This window comes from Sphingobacterium sp. xlx-96 (genome assembly GCF_011007365.1).
Taxonomy (GTDB): domain Bacteria; phylum Bacteroidota; class Bacteroidia; order Sphingobacteriales; family Sphingobacteriaceae; genus Sphingobacterium; species Sphingobacterium luzhongxinii.
This window is the reverse complement of sequence record NZ_WFKM01000015.1, coordinates 1-23,187: the sequence shown is the minus strand read 5'-3', so window position 1 is coordinate 23,187 and position 23,187 is coordinate 1. Positions and strand designations below refer to the sequence as shown.

16 protein-coding genes are annotated in these 23,187 nt (G+C 41.4%); 12 read left to right on the top strand and 4 right to left on the bottom strand.

Translation table 11 applies throughout. The annotated features are described in order from the left end of the window. The first annotated feature begins 3 nt into the window (after window positions 1-3). The 3 genes from G7B20_RS17745 to G7B20_RS17735 all read left to right on the top strand — a co-directional run bounded on the left by G7B20_RS17745 (window position 4) and on the right by G7B20_RS17735 (window position 4,985). On the top strand, window positions 4-1,902 hold the full coding sequence (locus tag G7B20_RS17745) for an ATP-dependent DNA helicase RecQ (protein ID WP_164112765.1): 1,899 nt from the start codon (window positions 4-6) through the stop codon (window positions 1,900-1,902). A 99-nt stretch (window positions 1,903-2,001) separates the two neighbouring features. Further along, on the top strand, window positions 2,002-4,236 hold the full coding sequence (locus G7B20_RS17740; RefSeq protein WP_164112764.1) for a sodium-translocating pyrophosphatase: 2,235 nt from the start codon (window positions 2,002-2,004) through the stop codon (window positions 4,234-4,236). 158 nt (window positions 4,237-4,394) lie between these two features. Then, entirely contained in the window at window positions 4,395-4,985 is a 591-nt protein-coding gene (locus G7B20_RS17735; RefSeq protein WP_164112763.1) for a pentapeptide repeat-containing protein, read from the top strand. Between the two features lie 8 nt (window positions 4,986-4,993). On the opposite strand, the gene G7B20_RS17730 is transcribed toward G7B20_RS17735, so the two are convergent. Beyond that, complete coding sequence (locus G7B20_RS17730; protein WP_164112762.1) at window positions 4,994-5,893, bottom strand: LysR family transcriptional regulator; 900 nt, start codon at window positions 5,891-5,893, stop codon at window positions 4,994-4,996. 78 nt (window positions 5,894-5,971) lie between these two features. Here G7B20_RS17730 and hutH point away from each other — a divergent pair, with 78 nt between their 5' ends. From hutH to G7B20_RS17695, 7 genes are all read left to right on the top strand, one after another. Further along, window positions 5,972-7,531 carry a histidine ammonia-lyase gene (gene hutH, locus G7B20_RS17725; protein WP_164112761.1) on the top strand — a complete coding sequence of 520 codons (1,560 nt, stop codon included), beginning with the start codon at window positions 5,972-5,974 and terminating at the stop codon, window positions 7,529-7,531. A 2-nt stretch (window positions 7,532-7,533) separates the two neighbouring features. After that, window positions 7,534-8,781 carry an imidazolonepropionase gene (gene hutI / locus G7B20_RS17720; protein ID WP_164112760.1) on the top strand — a complete coding sequence of 416 codons (1,248 nt, stop codon included), beginning with the start codon at window positions 7,534-7,536 and terminating at the stop codon, window positions 8,779-8,781. A 2-nt stretch (window positions 8,782-8,783) separates the two neighbouring features. Then, window positions 8,784-10,790, top strand: coding sequence for a urocanate hydratase (locus tag G7B20_RS17715; RefSeq protein WP_164112759.1), 2,007 nt, complete (start codon window positions 8,784-8,786; stop codon window positions 10,788-10,790). A gap of 6 nt (window positions 10,791-10,796) precedes the next feature. Beyond that, window positions 10,797-11,756 carry a formimidoylglutamase gene (hutG, locus tag G7B20_RS17710; protein WP_164112758.1) on the top strand — a complete coding sequence of 320 codons (960 nt, stop codon included), beginning with the start codon at window positions 10,797-10,799 and terminating at the stop codon, window positions 11,754-11,756. 135 nt (window positions 11,757-11,891) lie between these two features. Then, window positions 11,892-12,770, top strand: a complete 879-nt coding sequence (locus G7B20_RS17705; protein ID WP_164112757.1) for a pirin family protein — start codon at window positions 11,892-11,894, stop codon at window positions 12,768-12,770. A gap of 206 nt (window positions 12,771-12,976) precedes the next feature. Next, the gene (locus tag G7B20_RS17700) at window positions 12,977-15,796 is read left to right on the top strand and encodes a TonB-dependent receptor (protein ID WP_164112756.1); all 2,820 of its coding nucleotides are present in this window, start codon (window positions 12,977-12,979) and stop codon (window positions 15,794-15,796) included. A 13-nt stretch (window positions 15,797-15,809) separates the two neighbouring features. Further along, window positions 15,810-16,589: a GLPGLI family protein gene (locus tag G7B20_RS17695; protein ID WP_164112755.1), complete on the top strand. Its 780-nt coding sequence runs from the start codon at window positions 15,810-15,812 to the stop codon at window positions 16,587-16,589. Between the two features lie 8 nt (window positions 16,590-16,597). On the opposite strand, the gene G7B20_RS17690 is transcribed toward G7B20_RS17695, so the two are convergent. The 3 genes from G7B20_RS17690 to G7B20_RS17680 all read right to left on the bottom strand — a co-directional run bounded on the left by G7B20_RS17690 (window position 16,598) and on the right by G7B20_RS17680 (window position 20,528). Next, a complete protein-coding gene (locus tag G7B20_RS17690; RefSeq protein WP_164112754.1) occupies window positions 16,598-17,422 on the bottom strand; it encodes a sulfurtransferase in 825 nt (274 codons plus the stop codon). A 273-nt stretch (window positions 17,423-17,695) separates the two neighbouring features. Beyond that, window positions 17,696-18,985 (bottom strand): L-lysine 6-transaminase, encoded by a 1,290-nt coding sequence (gene lat, locus G7B20_RS17685; protein ID WP_240458455.1) that lies wholly within the window; start codon window positions 18,983-18,985, stop codon window positions 17,696-17,698. A 13-nt stretch (window positions 18,986-18,998) separates the two neighbouring features. Further along, on the bottom strand, window positions 18,999-20,528 hold the full coding sequence (locus G7B20_RS17680) for an aldehyde dehydrogenase family protein (RefSeq protein WP_164112753.1): 1,530 nt from the start codon (window positions 20,526-20,528) through the stop codon (window positions 18,999-19,001). Between the two features lie 106 nt (window positions 20,529-20,634). Between G7B20_RS17680 and G7B20_RS17675 the strand changes: the two genes are divergently transcribed. Both G7B20_RS17675 and G7B20_RS17670 read left to right on the top strand, forming a co-directional pair. Continuing rightward, a complete protein-coding gene (locus G7B20_RS17675; RefSeq protein WP_164112752.1) occupies window positions 20,635-21,798 on the top strand; it encodes an acyl-CoA dehydrogenase family protein in 1,164 nt (387 codons plus the stop codon). A gap of 169 nt (window positions 21,799-21,967) precedes the next feature. Then, window positions 21,968-22,672, top strand: coding sequence for a DUF1080 domain-containing protein (locus tag G7B20_RS17670; RefSeq protein ID WP_164112751.1), 705 nt, complete (start codon window positions 21,968-21,970; stop codon window positions 22,670-22,672). The last annotated feature ends 515 nt before the right edge of the window (window positions 22,673-23,187 follow it).

Genomic DNA, 23,187 nt, shown 5'->3' with positions numbered 1-23,187 from the left:
GATATGGTAGAAAATAGTCTGTCTATATTAAAGCAATATTGGGGATACGATGCATTCAGGCCTTTACAGGAAGAAGTAATACAGTCTGTCTTGAATCGTCGGGATACGCTTGCTTTAATGCCTACCGGAGGAGGAAAGTCTATTTGCTTTCAAATACCCGCGCTGCAGCAAGAGGGCATCTGTGTCGTGATCAGTCCTTTGATTGCATTAATGAAGGATCAGATTGAGCAATTGCGTAGTCGAGGTATAGAGGCGATCGCTATCTATTCCGGAATGGGGTATAGAGAGGTGGATATCGCATTAGACAATTGTATTTTTGGAAAGATCAAATTTCTTTATCTGGCACCGGAACGGTTGTATTCTGATTTGGTAAAAGAGCGTCTGCGCTATATGAAGATCAACCTTTGGGCTATCGACGAGGCCCATTGTATCTCGCAATGGGGCTATGATTTCAGGCCTTCTTATTTACAGATTGCACAGCTTCGGGAACTGCACCCGGACGTACCCTTCCTAGCTTTGACAGCTACAGCAACACCAGAAGTTGTTGTGGATATTCAGGATAAGTTAGGTTTTTCGGCATCTAATGTGTTGAGTCGTAGTTTTGTCCGTTATAACCTGGGTTATATGGCGCTGCAAGAGGAAAATAAGATGAATCGAATGCTCCGTATTGTGAAGAAGGTTGGCGGTGCAGGTGTGATATATGTTCGGAACCGTAGGGAGACACAGGAGGTTGCTAGGTTTCTCTTAAACCATGGGGTTCCCGCAGACTTTTATCATGCGGGGATCGGCATGAAAGAACGGGCATTAAAGCAAGATGCGTGGACATCTAACAAAACCCGTGTTATTGTAGCAACCAATGCATTTGGGATGGGGATAGACAAATCGGATGTACGATTTGTAATTCATTTGGATGTCCCGGACTCTTTGGAGGCGTACTACCAAGAAGCTGGTAGGGCCGGTCGAGATGAAAAGAAGGCATTTCCCGTACTTTTATACCAACAGGCAGACCGGGAACGACTATGGCGTAATTTGGAGAATAGCTTTCCCGAAGTAAGTTTCATTCAGCAGGTTTACCATTATTTGGCAAACTACTACCAGATTGCTTATGGTGCCGGTAAAGGTCTTTTTTTTGATTTCGATATCGTCGAATTCAGCAAAAAGTATACGCTGGATCTGCTGCAGACCTTAAGTGCTCTTAAATTTTTAGAAAGAGACGGTTGGATTTCCTTGTCGGAGGCCGTTTATATTCCTTCACGATTCAAATTTGAAGTTGATTTTCAAGATCTCTACAAGTTTCAGGTTCAATCTGCCAAATATGATCCCGTAATTAAGGCTGTCTTACGTACCTATGGAGGTGTTTTTGATTTTTATGTGCCGATCAATGAATATGAGTTTGCAAAAAAGCTGAAACTTCCCTACGAAGTTATTGTCGATCTTTTGCAAGGGCTAGAGAAACAACAGGTCGGTTCTTATTTGAAGAGTACGGACAAACCTCAACTTCAGTTTTTGCAGAGCCGGGTAGATTATAAAAACCTGTACATTGATACAGACTTTCTGCGCGAACGTCGACAAATCAAAGAACAACAAGTTAAAGCGATATACAATTATTTGGATGAGAAAGTCTGCAGGAGTCAGGCTTTATTGACTTATTTCGGAGAATTGGGATCAGAAGCCTGCGGTGTTTGTGATCTTTGTTTGACCCGTGATTTTAAAGAAGGACAGGAGCACAAGATCGAACAGGAGATGCGGGTTTTACTACTGGAGAATGCGCTAGGTCTTCATGAACTTATTGATGCGATCCCGGTAGCAGACGAAAGCAAGCGGATTCAGGTGTTACGAAAATTAGTTGATTTGGGAAAGATTGAAGAACGCGATTCTATTTATTATTGGGTTGTAAGTTGATTTCTTTTTGAGGCTGAAAGCTCTCAAAAAGAAAGTGTTAAAGGTTTTCTATTTTCCAAAAAAATTGATAGCTTTAACTGATAACCAAATAAACAGTTTATGGAGAACTTTATCGTTTACCTACCGGCAGCCCTCGCTGTGCTCGGTCTATTATTTATGCTATCCAAGGCAAATTGGGTAAGAAAGCAAGATTCCGGTGAAAGCCGTATGCAATTTATTTCGAAGAGTATTCAAGAAGGAGCAATGGCCTTTTTGAAAGCGGAATATCGAATCCTTTTAATTTTTGTGGTGATTGCCTCAATAGCCTTATTTTTTGTTTCTACCTTGGTTGAGACCAGTCATTGGATTATTGTTGTGGCGTTTGTGTTTGGTGCGTTCTTTTCAGCTTTAGCCGGAAACATAGGGATGCGTATTGCTACCAGTGCCAATGTCCGCACTACACAGGCTGCGCGTAGCAGTCTCCCTCTGGCTCTAAAAGTGTCGTTTTCCGGTGGGACTGTTATGGGATTGGGCGTGGCCGGGCTGGCCGTGTTGGGACTGAATATCTTTTTTCTATTGTTTGTTAAAATGTTCGTATCTGGAGAAAGTACTTTCTATAGCGAAATGACAGTAGCACTAGAAGCCTTGGCTGGTTTTTCCTTAGGGGCTGAATCCATTGCTTTGTTTGCGCGGGTTGGGGGAGGGATCTATACCAAGGCTGCCGATGTAGGAGCGGATTTGGTCGGTAAGGTTGAAGCCGGTATTCCGGAAGACGATCCACGAAATCCGGCGACTATTGCTGATAACGTAGGTGATAATGTAGGTGACGTAGCCGGAATGGGTGCCGACCTTTTTGGTTCGTATGTGGCTACGGTATTGGCCTCTATGGTGTTGGGTAATTACATTATCAAAGATATGGCAGAGGCCGCAGGTACGGTTTATACGGATGCATTTCAAGGAATGGGGCCTATTTTATTACCCATCGTAATTGCTGGTGTGGGTATTCTAGCCTCTATTGTTGGGACATTCTTTGTGAAGGTTTCTAATAATGATGCAAAGGAAGCTCAGGTGCAAAAGGCGCTTAATATGGGTAATTGGGTTTCAATTGTATTAACGGTGGTCGCATGTTTTTTCTTGATTCAATATATGCTGCCCGAAGTGATTAAGATGAAGTTTTTTGGAGAAGGTCTGAAAGATATACCGCGGATGAATATTTTTTATGCAACGCTAGTAGGACTCGCTGTGGGTGGATTGATTTCAGCTTTTACGGAATATTATACGGGATTGGGAAAGAAACCTGTACTCCACATTGTGCGTAATTCGTCGACAGGTGCAGGGACTAATATTATAGCAGGTCTAGCTACTGGGATGATGTCTACTTTTTCGTCCGTATTATTATTTGCATTTGCGATCTGGGGCTCTTATGCTTTGGCAGGATTCTACGGGGTGGCGATCGCAGCTTCGGCGATGATGGCGACCACAGCGATGCAATTGGCGATTGACGCATTTGGTCCTATTGCAGACAATGCAGGAGGGATTGCAGAGATGAGTGAATTGCCAAAGGAGGTTCGGCAGCGAACAGATGTATTGGATTCCGTTGGGAATACAACTGCTGCAGTAGGAAAGGGTTTTGCCATCGCTTCTGCTGCCCTGACTGCTCTTGCTTTATTTGCTGCTTATGTCACGTTTACCGGCATTGACGGGATTAATATTTTTAAAGCAGATGTACTGGCCGCACTTTTTATAGGTGGAATGGTCCCTGTCGTATTCTCGGCTTTGGCTATGCAGTCGGTCGGTAAGGCTGCCATGGATATGGTTAATGAGGTGCGCAGGCAATTTCGTGAAATACCTGGAATACTAGAGGGGACTGGCAAACCTGAGTATGATAAATGTGTCGAGATTTCTACCAAAGCGGCCTTACGGGAGATGGTATTGCCGGGAGCGTTAACGATTATTACCCCTATTTTGGTGGGGTTCATCATGGGCCCCGAAGCATTGGGAGCATACATGGCCGGGGTTACGGTATCCGGTGTGCTATGGGCAATCTTTCAGAATAATGCCGGTGGTGCTTGGGACAACGCAAAGAAATCGTTTGAGGCAGGTGTCGAAATCAATGGTGAAATGACTTATAAAGGCTCAGATGCACACAAGGCAGCGGTGACAGGCGACACGGTAGGAGATCCTTTTAAAGATACATCGGGACCATCAATGAATATCTTGATTAAGCTTACTTGTTTGATCGGACTCGTTATTGCTCCTATTCTTGGAGGACATACACTCACATCGGCCCAAAAGGAAAAAGAGGTAGTAAAAGAAAAGGTGGTCATGCTAGAGACAAATCAAGTCAAACCTTAAGAAATTATCTGTAAATAGTTATTTAAATGGGAGCAGGCAAAATGTTGGCTCCCATTTTTTGAATGTGTTTTCATTTAACTATAATTGATACTACTAAAATCTTTTCTATCTTTCCAAAGGAATTAAAGATTCTATATTCTTTAGGAATTTTATAAAAAATGAATACGGAGATCGTCATACACACCGACAAGATTTTTCAACAGGTAGATTATTCGGATAAAGCGCTGCGCAATCGCGAGTTTATACGTTGTCATTTTATAGGCTGCGATTTTTCAAAATCTGATTTAAGAACCAATGACTTTGAGGATTGTAAGTTTGAAACCTGCAACCTGTCTATGGTGAATCTACAAGGTGTTGGCTTACGCAATATTATATTTAAAGACTGCAAAATAATGGGTGTAGATTTTTCCTCGCTAAACAAGTTTATGTTCTCTTTTTCTTTTGACAACTGTCAGCTGGACTATTCCATATTCTATGGTGCAAATCTAAAGAAGATGCGTTTTTTGAAGTGCTCTTTGCATGAGGTGGATTTTAGCGAAGCAGATTTGTCAGCGAGCGTTTTTGCGGACTGTGATCTACTGGGGGCGACTTTTGTAGGGACCAACGTCGAGAAGGTCGATTTTAGAACATCTACAAATGTAATTCTAGACTTGGACCTTAATAAGGTGAAAAAGGCAAAGTTTATGATCTATCAGTTGGAGCTCCTACTGCTAAAGTATGATCTAGCGATAGAAAACGACCTGAATTAACAGAAATACTAATTATCGTCTAACAAGTGTTTAACCTCTTCAAGTAAAGCTGATATGCCAGGATTGCGGTTTTCCCTATTCCAAATCAGGGTTAGGGTCGTACGTTGGTGTATCTGTTCGAGTTCGATAAAATCAACATCTGTACTGTAACCGTTTTTTAACGAAGAGGGGACTATCGCTACTCCAAGTCCCTGAGATACCAGATTGAATATACTTAATGCATTGACAGTTCGTAGGGTGACATGGGGCACAAAATCATGGTCGCGAAATATGCTCATCACCAGGTCATAATAGGAAATACTATAAGCTTTTGAAAATAGGATGAAGGGCTCGTCTTTAAAGTCTGTCAGCTGAAGATTGGGCTTTGATTTGAGCGGGTGATTCTTGGGTATAACAAGCGCGAAATGCTCGGTTAGGATAGGTAATGATTTTATATGTGGTGGCGTAACATCGACACGTACAAATCCAAAATCCAATTCATTACGCCCAAGCATTTCGAGTTGCATTTCATTGCTAAGCTCATTGAGCGTGATGTCGATCAAAGGTTGCTTTTGCTTTAATGAAGCTAATAGTTTGGGAAGTATAGTCTGTACAGCAGAGCCAATAAATCCCAATTTGAGTGATGTTATCTTCCCCTCCGTAATTTTTTCAAGCTGTGTTTGAATGTTGCTGAGTTGACTGAATAACAGTTCAACCTCGTGTAAAAGGTATTTGCCAGCCTCAGTCAATTGCACTGTACGTTTAGTTCGTTCAAATAATGTTGTCTTATAAATACTTTCCATCTGTTTGATCTGTCTGCTCAGTCCAGGTTGGGAGATGAAAAGCCGATCCGCAGCTTTACGGAAATGAAGTTCTTCGGCTAAAACCTTGAAATAATGGAGGTGTCGAAGTTCTATTTGATAATTCATAGTTATTAATGGTTGACTAAAATGGTATTACCAGTTATCAAATATAGCTGTTAAATTTGAGGTAAAACGAAAGATAAGATGAATATATTTAAATACGGGGTTGATTTTTTACAGAGCTCCATTGCATTAGGTATAGCAAGAGGTACAGTGAATGGTATCTTAACAGAAGAAGTAATAAAGGATATCGAGAAGAGTGCAGGATATGTACAGGAAATCGTGGATTCGGGCAAGGTAGTGTATGGAATAAATACAGGTTTTGGTCCGTTATGCACAACTTTGATTGATGCGAACGATACCCGTAAACTGCAGGAGAACATCTTGATGAGTCATGCTGTAGGAGTAGGAGAGCCTATTGATAAGGAGTTGTCCAAGTTGATGATGATTTTAAAGGTACATGCTTTGTCCAAAGGTTTTTCTGGGGTACAGTTGAGTACAGTACAACGTATTATCTGGCATATCCAGCAGGATATCGTTCCTGTCGTCCCGAAACAAGGATCGGTTGGGGCTTCCGGTGATCTGGCACCATTGTCACATCTATTCTTGCCTTTGATTGGTCTTGGAAAGGTCTTTTATAAAGATGAAATCCGCAATACAGCCGATGTGTTGAATGAATTGCAGATAAAACCTGTGGCTTTGGGAGCAAAAGAGGGGTTAGCATTGATCAACGGAACACAGTTTATGGCTGCGCATGGCGTGAAGGCTGTTGTCGAGATGAACAGATTGATGAATAACGCTGACCTGATTGCTACCTTGATGATTGAAGGGCTGAATGGTTCTATCAAACCGTTCTTTAGCGAATTACACCAGTTGAGACCGTATAAGGGAAATGTGTTTGTCGCTTCGACGATATATAACCTGTTGTCGGGTTCTGCAATTTTAGAGTCGCATAAGAACTGTTCGAGAGTACAGGATCCTTATTCCATGCGCTGTATACCACAGGTGCATGGTGCTTCCCGCAACGCTTGGTTACATTTTAAAGAAATTATTGAAACAGAGATTAATGCAGTAACAGACAACCCTATTATTATAAATAGTGAACTGACCATTAGTGGAGGCTCATTCCATGGGCAACCTATCGCACTTCCGTTGGATTATGCGACACTAGCTGTTAGTGAATTGGGGAATATATCCGATCGTAGAGTGTATCTTTCCTTAGAGGGAGAAACAAATGGGGTGCCTAAGTTGTTGATGAAGGCAACAGGTCTAAATTCTGGTTTTATGATTTTGCAGTATACAACTGCTGCTATTGCCAGCGAGAATAAAGGACTTTGTTTCCCTGCTTCGGCAGATAGTATACCCACATCGATGGGACAGGAAGATCATGTGAGTATGGGGTCGATATCCGGTAGAAAGTTATTGCAGGTTATTGACAATGTGGATAAGATATTAAGTGTAGAGCTGCTTTGCGCAGCACAAGCTAAGGATTTCCATAGTCCACTGCAATCTACAGCTGCTGTTGAAGCTCTACATCAGCATATCCGCAAGCATATTCCTCATCTGGAAGAAGATCAGCCTATGCAGGATATTATGGACAAAGCGTTGGCATTGGTAAAATCGGGTGAATTGGTTGAGTTGGCCAAAGCTTCAGGTGATAAAGCGTATTTTGGCGCAGGTGTTGAACATTTTGAAAATTATTAGGGATGAACGAAGTACTTATAGGGCCTTTTAGGCAGTTGCTAACTATGCGTGATCTGCCTCTTAAAGGTGCGTTGAATGACAGTCAGCTAGAGGTTATCGAGCAGGGCGGTCTATGGATCGAAAATGGAAAAGTCAAAGCGGTAGGCGATTTTGAGACACTCCGTAGTCAGACGGGAGATGCGGTAGAGGTGCAGTTGATCAAGGAAGATAAGGTCTGTTTACCTTCATTTGTAGATTGTCATACTCACATTGCCTTTGGTGGGAATCGTGCTAATGATTTTGCGATGCGCAATGCTGGAAGTTCCTATTTAGAGATAGCACAGTCCGGTGGTGGCATTTGGAGTACGGTCAAACATACACGTGAGGCGACACAAGAGGAACTGAAGGAATTGACAAAGCGTAGGGCAGCTTATCTTTTGCTGCAAGGCGTTACCACTGTAGAGGTGAAAAGTGGGTACGGACTTAATAAGGATGAAGAGCTGAAGACATTGCGGGCAGTCAAGCAGGCTAATACGGAAGTGGAGATGGATCTTGTCCCAACTTGTCTGGCAGCGCACATGAAGCCAAAAGATTTTGAGGGGACAGCGAAAGAATACCTGGCTCTTATGGCGGCAGACCTTTTCCCTGTTTTGAAGGAGGAGAAGCTGACTGAGCGGATAGATGCTTTTATCGAACAGACCGCCTTTTCGGCAGAAGATATTCAGGATTATTTCGAAAAAGCAAAAGAGATGGGCTTTAAGATCACTGTACATGCGGATCAATTCAGTACCTCAGGATCTGCGGTCGCTGTGGCTTTTGATGCGGTATCGGCCGATCATCTGGAGGCCTCAACAGATGCAGAGATTGCACTACTTGCTGATTCGGATGTAGTAGCTGTCGCGTTGCCTGCAGCTTCTCTAGGGATAGGCTGTGCATTTACACCAGCCCGACGCTTATTGGATGCAGGTGCCTCGTTGGCAATTGCAACTGATTGGAATCCAGGTTCGGCACCTATGGGACAGCTCATTGCATCGGCTAGTATTTTGGCAACGATGGAGAAACTCTCCAATGCTGAAGTGTTGGCAGCTGTTACGTTCAGAGCAGCCCAAGCCTTGAATCTCTCTGATAGAGGTCGGTTGGTCGAAGGGCAGTTAGCTGACTTTGTCATCTACGATACGAACAATTATCAGAACATCACTTACCTACAAGGTGCATTGCAACCATCGGCTGTCTGGAAGAACGGGGCAGCGGTTCGATCTAATTTAAAATAATCATGCAGAAATTTAAAAATGAAATAATACAAGGTATACCGGATCACTTGCCAGCTAAAGTGGCTTTAGACGCTTCGGTGAGCCATGCTCCGGTGCGTAAACCGATACTCACGAAAGACGAAGAACGATTGGCTATCGCAAATGCGCTACGTTATTTTCCTGCAGGATGGCATGAAGAACTAGCGGCAGACTTCTTAGAGGAACTGCGTAGCTATGGACGGATCTATATGTATCGTTTCCGCCCAACCTATGCGATGTATGCTCGCCCGATAGAAGAGTATCCAGCGCAAAGCCGTCAAGCGGCAGCGATTATGCTGATGATACAGAATAATTTGGACCCAGCGGTAGCACAGCATCCTCATGAGCTGATTACTTATGGGGGTAATGGTGCTGTATTCCAGAACTGGGCACAGTATCTGTTGACGATGCAATATTTGGCAAAGATGACGGACGAGCAGACCCTGCATATGTACTCAGGACATCCGATGGGATTGTTTCCTTCATCCACTTCAGCACCAAGAGTTGTGGTGACCAACGGGATGATGATTCCTAACTATTCCAAGCCCGATGATTGGGAGCGCTTCAATGCGTTGGGGGTTACGCAATATGGACAGATGACCGCAGGTTCGTACATGTATATTGGCCCACAGGGTATTGTACATGGTACTACGATTACAGTCATGAATGCTTTTCGTAAACATCTGAAGAAGGGCGATAGTTCTCGGGGCAAAGTTTTCCTGACTTCGGGATTGGGGGGGATGAGTGGTGCACAGCCTAAGGCTGGAAATATAGCAAGTTGTGTTACGGTATGTGCAGAAGTGAATCCCGCTGCGGCACGCAAGCGCCACGAACAGGGTTGGGTCGACGAGCTACATGAAAATATGCAGGGACTTATATCCCGGGTGCAACAGGCAATCCAAGAGGAAGAAGTCGTGTCATTGGCTTATATAGGTAACGTGGTAGATGTATGGGAAGCTTTTTATGAGCAAGAAGTATTTGTTACGGTTGGTTCGGACCAGACTTCATTGCATAATCCTTGGTCTGGTGGATACTATCCGGTAGGATATAGTTTTGAGGAGGCGAATAGGATGATTGCAGAAGAACCCGAAGAATTTAAAAAGGCGGTACAACAATCTTTGGTGAGACAGGCCAATGCTATTAATAAGCATGCTGCACGTGGAACCTACTTTTTCGATTATGGAAATGCTTTTCTGTTGGAAGCCTCGCGTGCAGGAGCAGATGTATTGGCTGTAGATGGTATTAACTTTAAATACCCGTCTTATGTACAGGACATCCTAGGTCCGATGTGTTTTGACTATGGCTTTGGGCCGTTCCGTTGGGTGTGTACTTCGGGCAAAGCTGAGGATCTTCGTACGACTGACCGAATCGCTCTAGAAGTGATGAAGGAGCTACAAGAGGAAGCGCCGGAAGAAATAAAACAGCAACTCGCAGATAATATAAAATGGATAGCAGATGCGGAAGAAAACCGCTTAGTGGTCGGTTCTCAAGCGCGTATCCTATATGCAGATGCATTAGGACGCACAAGGATTGCAAAAGCATTTAACGATGCGGTGCAAAGCGGTCAGTTGTCCGCGCCTGTGGTATTGGGTAGAGATCACCATGACGTGAGTGGTACGGATTCGCCTTATCGGGAGACGAGCAATATCTATGATGGTAGTAAATTTACGGCCGATATGGCGATACATAATGTAATCGGTGATAGTTTCAGAGGTGCTACATGGGTGTCTATCCATAACGGTGGCGGTGTAGGATGGGGTGAGGTAATCAACGGTGGTTTCGGTATGTTGCTGGACGGTTCCGCCGCTGCAGAAGAGAAATTGCGCAATATGTTGTTCTTTGATGTTAATAATGGAATCGCACGTAGAGCTTGGGCCCGCAATAAAGAAGCTATGCAGGCGATAGAAACAGAACTGAAGCGAAGCCCTACATTGAAGGTTACAAAGGCCGAATTGGTTGATACTGCGGTGTTGGATAAACTTTTTGAATAGGTCATTATGAAATCATTATATCAACCAGGGGATCCCGGGCATTGGGCAGGTCGTGTTGATGGTACAGAGCAAGGTCTGCGACGCTGGCATCAAGAGGTGCGTTCTATCGATCTGGACGAAACACAAGAACTGAAAAATGCAGTTGTGCTATTAGGTTTTTGTTGTGATGAAGGCGTGCGCCGTAATCAGGGAAGGGTAGGTGCTCAGAATGGCCCTGCTCAGTTCCGAAAAATATTAGGAGGATTGCCGGTGCATTTCTCGGGTCAAATTCGATTACTGGATGGGGGAGACGTGTATTGTCCAGATACCGGGCTGGAAGCAGCCCAACAGCGGCTGGCTGAACTCGTTGCCAAGATCCGCCAGCAAGGCGGGTTTCCTCTCTTATTGGGAGGAGGGCATGAGATTACCTATGCGCACTTTAAGGGATTGCATATAGAGGGTAAATCCATTGGAATTATTAATATCGATGCACATCTGGATATTCGTCCCCTGAAAGATGGTGTAGGAAATTCGGGTACAGGATTTTATCAGATAGCGGATGATCTGTCTCGGGAAGGAAAGCCTCTTCATTATTTGGCGTTAGGGATTCAAGATATTTCTAACACGCCATCGCTATTAGCTTATGCTAAGGATAAAGGAACTAAGATTATAAAGGCTGAAGATGTCCACGAAGGTAACATGCAGGAAATACTAAAGGCGGTGCATGATTTTGCAGTTCAGGTAGATCTGGTTTATCTGACGATAGATTTAGATGCTTTTGCTGCGCCTTATGCTCCAGGGGTGAGTGCCTTGGCTTTTAATGGCCTTATTCCCGATGTAACCTTTCAACAGATTTTTCAGGCAATTATCAGTTTGCCTAATTTAGTAAGTGTGGATGTCGCCGAGTTAAATCCGGTATATGATATTGATCAGCGAACCACTAAGTTAGGCTCTGATTTGATCTTTAAGATCTTACAGAAGTTTTAAAGAAGATGGTTCTTATCCTACAAAGGTGTGCCTTGCTAGGCACACCTTTGTAGGATGGTGTTTTTTCGAATTTTCTTCAGTTTATAACTAACATATATTATGTAACTTTAGATATAACAAAGAAGGAGATATACCATGTCAAATATTGATTTTATTAGAGAAGAAACCGCTGCCAACATTGGTAATTTTTTGGTAGGTAGGCTATTACCTTTTAGACAAAAGAGAGCGATAGGACCTTTTGTGTTTATCGATCATATGGGGCCAGTCTGTCTTGCAGATCATGAGAATCTTGATGTGGGCCCTCATCCACATATAGGTCTATCGACACTTACTTATCTTTTTGATGGTGCGATATTTCACCGTGATAGTTTAGGTACCGCGATGGAGATAAAGCCAGGCGCCGTAAATTGGATGACAGCAGGAAAAGGAGTGACACACTCGGAGCGCACGCCAGAATATCTTCGTCACCGAGATAAGTTTATGCATGGGTTGCAGATCTGGGTAGCATTACCAAAGGAACTAGAATTTATGGATCCTGAATTCCACCATACCGAGGCTCAGGATATACCCTCATGGATACAAGATGGAGTTTCGTATAAATTGATCGCAGGGCAAGCCTTTGGTAAACAATCTCCGGTTCCGGTGTATAGCAAGTTATATATGATTGAGATTAAGACGGGAAATAAGGATGTTCTTATTGATATCCGTGGTGAATTATATGGAGAGAGTGGATTATATATTTTGGAAGGGGCTATCGAAAGTAATGGCTTCGACTATGGACCCAAGCAGATTTTAATAACAAAAGACGCCCATTTATGTGCGTTTACTATGAAAGCAAAAACGACGGTGTATATTTTTGGAGGAGAACCTTTTCCTGAGGAACGATTTATCTCTTGGAACTTTGTCGCTACGGATAAAGCTGTTAATGAGGAAGCGAAACAAAAATGGATTTCCAGAGAATTCCCTAAAGTACCAGGAGATGATGATTATGTTCCGTTTCCTGGAGCAGAATAGTGAACTAAAAGATTAAGGAAAGACTGATCCAAAATGGATCGGTCTTTTTTTTGTATAACCGATATGTTTAATTATTAGAAAAATGTTAACATTAATATTTAACATTTGCATAAATATAATTTAACATATTTTTACGATTTTTTAGTAACTAAATGTTTAGTTTTGGTTTGAGTGCTTAATACAAGACTTATTATAAACTATTTGCTATGAATCCAAACCTATTATTGCTACTTTTTGTATGCTTGCTTTTTATGAGTTTTTTTCAGGCTTCCGCACAAACTAAAGTTTCTGGACAGGTTGTTGACGGCTCTGATAATGGTAAGTTAGAGAAGGCATCTATTGCGCTTCTGAATACAAAAGACTCTATTCTCGTCCGGTTTACATGGTCAAAGGAAAATGGTAACTTTTCACTTATCAATATTGATACTGGAAGTTACAAATTGCTGGTATCCTATCCCCAGTATGCAGACTTTGTTCAGGATCTCGCATTAGACCCTGCGGGAAAGGAGCTGGGAATTATTAAACTTTCAAAAGTCGCACGGTTGATTGAAGAGGTTCAGGTTATGGGCAGGAAGCCTGTTGTTATAAAGGGAGATACAATAGAATACGATGCAGGTAGTTTTAAAGTGGAAAAGGATGCCAAAGTTGAGGACTTATTGAAGGTGCTTCCCGGAATAACTATGGATGCGAGTGGTAGGATCACGGCGCAAGGAAAAGAGGTGAAAAAAGTATTACTGGATGGGGAGGAATTTTTTGGTGATGATCCTACATTGATAACAAAAAATATACGATCTGATATGGTGAGTAAAGTACAGGTTTATGAAAAAAAGTCGGACCTCGCTGTAAGGACGGGTATTGATGACGGTGAACGAACTCAAACTATTGATATTAAGCTGAAAGAAGACAAAAAGAAAGGAATGTTTGGCCAAGTGTTAGGAGGGGTAGGGACAGATAAATACTATACCGGAAAAATAATGGCAAACCGATTCAAGGGGACTCAAAAGATTGCGGCATATGGAATCATAGCGAATGACGGATTGGTGGGGTTGGGGTTTGAAGATGGGCAAAAATATGGCGTAGGAGGGAATACCAATGTATCTGTAATGGACGGAGGAGGAATTATGATAACGTCCGACGGAGGTTTTGATGGCACAGACTCCTGGAGTGGTAATTATAGGGGAGCTGGTATACCGAAAGCACTTAATATGGGATTTAGCTTTTCGGACAAATCAAAGAACGATAAACATAAGTTGAATGTAAATTACAAAGGGAATCAGATGGATGTCCGTAACAAAAACAACTATCGGGCGCAAGAAAACTATCCCGAGAACGCTACTTTGGATAATGCTACTACCATAACCAACAATCAGGATAAGTCACATAATGTTAACATGCGTTATGATTTTAATATTGATTCGCTGTCTACAGGGACCGTGCGTTTGGGATATGTCCGGAAAAATCAGGAAAATAACGAGGATAAGAAATCGGATCGTCAAAATTTAGAGGGAAACTTAATCAACAAAATGGAGAATATAAGTAACACCATCAGCGACAGTGAAAATCTTAACCTTGACCTTCTATTGACTAGGAAATTTAAAAAAGATAGACGAGCTATGACGTTTAATGCAAATGTTCGATCGAACCAGACCGATGGAGCTACCAATTATTCTTCACGAGCAAATTATTATTCCACAGCGGTAACAACGGAAATCGATCAGCTTAAACGAGACGAAATCGATCAGCTTAAACGAGACGAGGTCGGGAGTAAAGTGTTTACGACTTCTTTGAATTACACGGAGCCACTGAGTAAATATCTAACTGCTACCTTGGGATACGCCTTTCTCAAAAATAACGCGAACAACTTAAATCAGTCTTTTGATAAAGATCCTGTAACAGGAGATTATACCTTGTTAGATGTGCAAGTCTTGAATGATTTTAACGTTAGCAGTTTAAAAAATACGGCTAATACGGGGGTAAACTTTAAAAATGATCTATGGACAATGAATGTGAGTAACAGATTAGATTTTGAGGATGTAAGACGGACCTATAATAATTTAAATACGGCATTACAACGGTCACAGATATCCGTTAACCCTATGTTTTATGTGAATTATAAGCTGTCAAAAAGTAAAAATATTAGTTTTCGCTACTACGGACGTACAGTGCAGCCTGATCTGACACAGATTGAACCCTTAAAGCAAAATGCTAATCAATTGGTCAATTATTTCGATAATCCCGATCTGTCTGCTGGGTTTAGTAATTCCTATTCCATAAATTTTAATTCTTACCGACCGTTGAAAGATCGAAGTTTATACCTATATGGTGGAGCCAATCAAAATATAAATAGTATCAACAGTCGGGTTCGTTATTACGCAGAGACAGGAAAAAGGGATATTTCATTTGTCAATATTGATAAGCAAAATTGGTCAGCACACATGGGGGGCGGCTACCGAATGCCCTTGTTTCGGAAAATGGGAGTTAATATAAGTACGGGGATATCCGCGGACTTTAATAGTACCTATAACTATTTGTCTACAGAGCAGGAAGAACCGGAATTAAATAATACTGAGCGATTTAGTTTTTCCCCCTCCGTAGGGATTAGCCGATACAGAGCTAATAAAATGGATTTTTCAGTAGATTTTCGACCGGGCGTGCAAGTGCTTAACGCTTCGTTGCAGTCCGAGTTGAATAGTACAACTTTTACGTTGTCTTCCAATTCAAACTTTACCTATTATTTCCCTAGAGATTTTAAAATTGCTGTCAATATAGATCAATCTTACCAAGGAGCAACCGAGACACTTAAGGCTTTTAGTACCTTCAATATGACAGGGTATATTTCTAAAAAATTCTTAAAAGATAAATCGTTGGAAGCACAGTTTTTTGTAAACGATATTTTAAATCGAAACAATGGTATAAGCCGTTACCAGAATGGATATTCCTTTGTTCAGACGAGCAATGATGTATTGAAGCGGTACGGAATGTTTAAACTGATTTACAATTTTACAACTATGAAAGGAGGTAATTAAGATGGTTAAAGCAATGTTATTATTACTATTTCTGAACTTTATGTTGATTGAAATATATGCTCAATATGCTTTTTTCCCAAATAGTGGAACGATCACCTATGAACGTAAGTTTCATGTACAAAATTATTTAAAACGTAATTACTTGAATAAGGCCGATCTCGACACTTGGGATAAGATGTTTGTCGATGAGGTGGTGAAAAATGGACCCGTGGAAATAGGAACAAAGCATAGCCTTAAATTTTATGATGGAGAGACCTTGTTTGAAACGATCAAAGAAGACTATCCCTCTAATTATCGCAGTGCCTTAAATTATCTTCCGGTGTTCAATGACTCGAAAACCTATAAAAATCAAAAAACAAATATGTTTTCAAGGTTAATTCAATTTGGAGGAGATGAGATTTTATTGGAAGATACCATACCAAATGTCAAATGGAAATATACCGATGAATATCGAAACATCGCTGGGTACGAATGCCGAAGGGCCAATGGGTTGATTCAGGATTCTATTTATATCGTAGCTTTTTTTACGAATCAGATTGCCATGTCTAGCGGACCCGAACTTATTCAGGGATTGCCAGGTACGATATTGGGGTTATCCGTGCCGGGTTGGAATATAAATATGTTTGCTACGCAAGTTGAATTAAATAATCAACTCGTGTCGAGCCAACTTACTAAGAGCAAAAAGGTACCCCCGAAATCCAAACAGCAGATAAAAGAGTTATTGAAAAGTTCTGTTTATGATTGGATGGATGAAAAAGCTTTTCAAAAACTATGGAGTAAAGTCTTATTTTAATTAAGACTTTACTCCATAGGTAAAGAATGGTCTGCTCCCCATTCTGCCCATGAGCCATCGTATACAGCTAGATTTGTGACGCCGATCTGATATGCTGCTAGTGCGAGTATAGAAGCCGTAATTCCTGAACCGCAGGTAAATATGTTCGATCCGCCCTCGCGTAAATGTGATGCGAATATAGGTTTCAATAGCGTCTTGTCTTTCAAAAAGACCCCGTCTAGTACCTGATCAAATGGGAGGTTACTTGAAGTCGGAATATGTCCAGATCGGACACCGGGGCGCGGATCTGCAGCGGTTCCATAAAATCGACCCGATCCTCTCGCGTCGATGATACTAGAGGTCTTCGATTGAAGATGCTGTAATATATCCGATTTGTTTTTAAACCAGTCCTTCTGCGCAACAGCCCGAAAATCACCTTGTTCTGTCGATGTGTGGTGTTTATCGCTTATCGGAAGGTCTTTGCTTAGCCAGGCTTTTATTCCTCCGTCAAGTACATATGCCTGTTCATGTCCCATATAACGAAACATCCACCACGCACGTGGACTAGAATATATCCCCCAACGGTCATAAATCACAACAATGCTATCTTGATTTATGCCTAGATTTTGGACATGTGTGGTAAAGCTAATCGGATCAATCATCGTGTGTGGTAATCCAGATGAATGATCCGAAAAAAGACCCTCAATATCAAAGAATATCGAATTTGGAATTAACGACATCGTATTATTGTCGAGCTTCTCACCAACTTTATCTATTGTAGCATCAAGAAGGATGATGTTATGGTTGATGCTTAAGTCCTTCAGTTGTTGTACGTTGATTAGAGGTGATTTCATAGGTAAATAATGATCTTCGATGAGTTCACAAGGTCGATTCTTTTCATCGGTGTTTGTGCTCTTCCGCTACAGGGATATTTCATATTGCTTTTTGATGATAAAATTACAACTCCAAATTGGTTTTTTAAAGTCACCTAGTGTTTTAGTCGATATACAATGCTAATTCCAATTCCATAATTTCTCTAGAAGAGATTCTTAGTTTTGCACTTTTTGCATAGTTTATTCTTTGTAAAACATGCTCTTAATAATTTGTTGAGATTTGTCGAGAGTTTATTAGATCAAGCAATGACGGATTATTGTAAAAGCTTTGTCGATATCCTCGATGCTAACAGTAAGATGAGGTCTAAATCGTATACTTTTCTCGCCGCAACCTAATATCAACAGCTTGTTGCCCAGTGTTTTTTGAATAAAATCATCGCGTAGCTTTTCGTTTTCGAAATCGAAAGCGGCAAGTAATCCTTTTCCACGAGGGTTGGATAAATTCGGAAAATCTTTAACCAATTGCTCAATCTGTTGCGAAATATATTTTCCTTTTTCTTCCGCTTTAGCGACCAAGTTTTCTTGTTCTATAACTTCTAAAATAAGTTTAAAGCGTACCATATCCACAAGATTACCGCCAAATGTCGAATTAATACGGCTGGATTCTTTGAAGACATTTTTTTCAACGCGATCAAATTTCTCCCGGTTAGCTAGTATTCCGCAAACTTGAGTTTTCTTTCCGAAAGCAATAACATCCGGTATGATGCCATAATGCTGGTATCCCCACATCTTACCTGTCATAGCGATGCCTGTTTGCACTTCATCCAGTATAAGTATGATATCATGCTGGTCACAGACAGCTCTCAATTTTTGAAAAAATTCTTTTCTAAAGTGATTATCTCCGCCTTCGGCCTGTATAGTCTCGATAATTAGGCAAGCAATATCTTCAGGATGTCGTGCTATGGCCACATTGATTTCAGCAATAGCCTGTTTTTCCAATGCTACAGTTTCAGCAAGATTTGTTTCATTGACTGGAAATTTTAGTTTAGGATTCGTGATACGAGGCCAGTTAAATTTTGGAAAATACATGTATTTTTTTGGATCTTTCGTGTTGGTGAGCGAAAGGGTATATCCTGTACGACCATGAAACGCCTGTTTGAAATGAATCACTTGGCTGGCTTCATGCTCAATCCCTTTTGATAGATTGATTCTTGTTTTCCAATCAAACCCTGCTTTTAATGCATTTTCGACTGCCAAAGCTCCACCGTCTATAAAAAAGCAATAACTCAACTCTTTAGGTATAGCAACACGATCGAACGTATCTAGAAAATCAGCATATGCTGTAGGGTAGATATCCGATAATGCCAGTTTGTTGATTGCTGCATCCGTCAGTTGATCTGCATGCTCAAGAATGTAGGGGTGGTTGTATCCGATTGGTGAAGAGGCGAACATGCTGAACATATCCAGGTATTCGTTGCCGTCAACATCAGTAATATAAGAACCATGTGATTTTTCCAGATCTATAACGACAGGAAAACCGTCAGCCAAAATATGCTTCGCCAGTCTTTGATGTACTTCTCTCATAATTTTAAGTTTTTTAAAGATCAAATTTTATTCCTTGGGCCAATGGTAGACTCGTTGTATAGTTTATGGTGTTCGTCTGCCGACGCATATAGACTTTCCAAGCATCAGAACCTGATTCACGCCCTCCGCCTGTTTCTTTTTCGCCGCCAAAAGCACCGCCTATCTCAGCCCCAGATGTGCCGATATTGACATTGGCTATGCCGCAGTCAGAACCATTCTGACTCAGAAATAATTCTGAATCCCGCAAACTTGAGGTCATAATCGCGGACGATAACCCTTGTTTTACACCGTTTTGTAATACGATGGCATTGTCTACTTCGCCACTGTATTTTATCAGATACAATATAGGAGCGAAAGTCTCGTCCTGCACAATCTGATAGTGATTTTCTACCTCAGCGATAACTGGAGTTACATAGCAGCCACTTTCATAACCTTTACCAGTTAATACTTTTCCCTGAACCAATATTTTACCTCCTTGATCTTTGATTTTTTCCAATGCATTTAGATATATATTAACGGCATCGGTATCAATTAATGGTCCCATGTGGTGTTTCGTGTCCAATGGATCTCCAATTTTTACCTGTTTATAGGCATCAGTCAAAGCTTTTTTTACCTTGTCGTAAACACTGTCGTGTACTATTAATCTTCTCGTACTGGTGCAACGTTGTCCAGCTGTGCCCACCGCACCAAATACAGCACCTATAATTGTCATTTTTAAGTCAGCACTCGGTGTGACAATAATGGCATTATTACCACCTAGTTCCAGCAGTGTCTTGCCAAGGCGCTGAGCCACAGTAGTAGCAACAAGTTTACCCATTCTAGTGGATCCTGTTGCGGAGACTAATGGGATACGATCGTCTTCCGAAATCCATTTTCCAACTTCAGCGTCACCTGTTACTACCGATGAAATGCCCTCTGGTAATCTGTTGTTTTTTAAGATTTCTGCAATTATTTTTTGACATGCAACAGAGCATAGTGGAGTCTTCTCAGAAGGTTTCCAAATGACTACGTCACCGCATACTAATGCAAGAGCTGCATTCCAGGACCAGACAGCAACGGGAAAATTAAAAGCCGTGATGATGCCAACAATACCAAGAGGATGGTATTGGTCATACATCCGATGTCCTGGACGTTCCGAATGTATCGTGTTGCCATAGAGTTGTCTTGATAGTCCCACTGCAAAATCACAGATGTCTATCATTTCCTGAACTTCTCCCATACCTTCCTGATAGGATTTGCCCATTTCATAAGATACCAATTTACCCAATACAGGTTTTAGTTCTCTTAATCTTTCTCCCAATTGACGCACTATCTCTCCGCGCTTTGGAGCAGGAATATCTCTCCAGATTAGTTTAGCCTTTTCAGCTTCACTGATGACCTTGTCGTATTCTTTACGGGTTGTTGATTGAATGTTTGCAATAGGTTGACCATTGGTTGGCGAAAATGAAGCTATAGTCTCTCCTTTTGAAAACCATTTCGTGCCTGTCGATGTGCCTAGGTTATTAATCTCTATCCCTAGTGTTTTTAATTCTTTAATTGTCATAATACGGTTTATATTATTCGAAATTTTAATAAATATAAAGAATAATATTTATTGTTTATGTGATTGTGTTGGATTTTTAATAATTTTATAGAAAGCCCAATTAGATATGAACAGCAGTGTAGACTATTTTAATTTAGACGAACTTTTAGAAGAAGAGCATTTATTGGTTCGTCAAACTGTTCGCGATTTCGTGCGTACAGAGATTTTGCCCAGCGTTGATGCAAAAGCACAACAACATGAAGAGATTCCCGATTTAATGAAAAAGTTGGGGGGTATAGGCGCTTTGGGTCCATTTGTTTCGAGCAAATATGGAGGAGCTGGCTTGGATTACCTGGCATATGGCCTAATTATGCAAGAATTAGAGGCCGGGGATTCCGCTATTCGATCGGCAGCTTCTGTGCAATCTTCGCTGGTGATGTATCCCATATATACATTCGGTTCTGAAGCACAAAGGAATAAATACCTACCTATGTTGGCCACTGGTGATTGGGTGGGGGCATTTGGATTGACGGAGCCAAATCACGGGTCGGATCCATCAAGCATGGAAACACGAATAAAGAAAGATCGTGAAGGTTATCGGTTGACGGGAACTAAAACATGGATTACGAATGCGCCGATTTGTGATGTTGCGGTAGTATGGGCTAGAGATGAACAAGGGAAAATTAAGGGCGTGATTATAGAACGGGATGATGTAGGTTTTTCGACACCGGAAATAAAGAACAAATGGTCGCTGAGAGCTTCGCGAACAGGAGAGTTGGTCTTTGATCAGGTATATATTCCAAGAGAAAGAATATTGCCGGAGGTATCTTCGATGCGCGGACCATTGTCCTGTTTGAATTCTGCTCGCTACGGTATTTCTTGGGGGGTGATAGGCGCTGCTATTGACTGTTATCAGGTAGCCCTACGCTACGCGCTTGAAAGAACGCAATTTGGAAAGCCCATTGCGAGTTACCAACTACAGCAAAAAAAATTAGCCGAAATAATTACCGAAATAACAAAGGCTCAACTATTATCTTGGCGGTTAGGGGTATTGAAGAATGAGAGCCGTGCTACACCACAGCAAATATCTATGGCGAAACGTAATAATGTGGATATGGCACTACGGGTAGCCCGTGAGTCGCGACAGATTTTAGGGGCGATGGGGATTGTTGGCGATTATCCAATTATGCGGCACATGATGAATTTGGAGTCTGTCATCACCTATGAGGGGACACATGATATACATTTGTTGATTACTGGACAGGATATTACAGGAATTAGTAGTTTTTAGATTTGCTATCTATTTCTTAATTTAGACATTCATTCTTAACTCATTGTCCAAAATGATTCGTTATGTTTTTAGTTGGAGCAATAATTCTTCGAAAAGTAGATTAGCCCACCTTTATAGTGCCTGTCGCTGTAGATATTTGATTGGTTTTTGTTTCCTTTCGTTATATTTTATGATGTTTACTCCCTGTTTTGCTCAGGAAATCCTTTTTGAGTTTGGAGAAAAGCAAAGTTGGCGAGATCTTATTATTGAAAACTCAAGTAGGGAGGTGCTAAGGTGGGTAGATGTTAATACCACAGCTGCTACCTGGTATAAGGATCAGGAGCTATTAGTCTGTACCGGGTTGCCTATTGGGGTGATTCGATCCGAGAAAATGTATCAAAATTTTATTCTGGATATAGAGTGGAGACATTTAGAAGCCGGAGGGAATTCAGGTGTTTTTGTTTGGTGTGATGCGGTCCCCGAAGCGGTAAGTAGATTGCCTAGTGGAGTTGAAGTCCAAATGTTGGAATTGGATTGGGTAAATCAGAATCAGAAAAATGGGGTAATACCACCCATTGCTTACGTTCATGGAGAGCTTTTTGGTGCCGGTAAAGCCAAGACAGAGCCTGATAATCCCAGAGGGGTAAGAAGTAAATCTATTGAAAACCGTTGTGTAGGTGTGGGAGAGTGGAATAGATATACTGTGGTATGTGTCGATGGTACTATAAAATTATCTGTTAATGGGAAATTTGTAAATGGTATCAAACAATCAACCCAACGTAAAGGATATTTATGTTTGGAGTCAGAAGGTGCTAAAATTGAGTTTAAGAATTTAAAATTAGTAGAGCTTGATGAAGGGTATATTTTACCAGAACAAATAGTTACTCCCCTTTAGATATTTAGAGTTCTTCTAAGGTAATAAGTAGAGGCTATGTAGATGTAAAGCCCTATTTCCCTAGCTACGGTTATCCCATTTCAATTTTATTCTCCGCATTTCCAGCGTTTTAGGGTTTTATTGCAAAAATAGATGGGGATATCCTTTGGAACTATGGGTTTAATTGTCCTATCTTTGCACCACTCCGCAAGGGAGGAACGGTCGGATCTTAGGACGGGACCATGAAAAAAGAGGGGTTTAAAGTTATTTAAACGCGGGAATACAAGAAAAGACGCTGAAATAAATTTTCACATTTATTTTGGAGGTTTGAAAAAGATTCCTACCTTTGCAGTCCCAACGGAAACGAAGGGCGACAGAAAAAGTAAAAAAGTCGAGCCTTCGGGTGTAGAGATAAAGCAGAAGCGCGAAGCGGATGCGAAAAAAGTTCTTTAAAAAATGATCATGTAACGTAACGAGTAGTGTTGAGAAACGACGAAAGTTAAAAATCAGCCATTTGGTCCTAGAATCAGAAATTA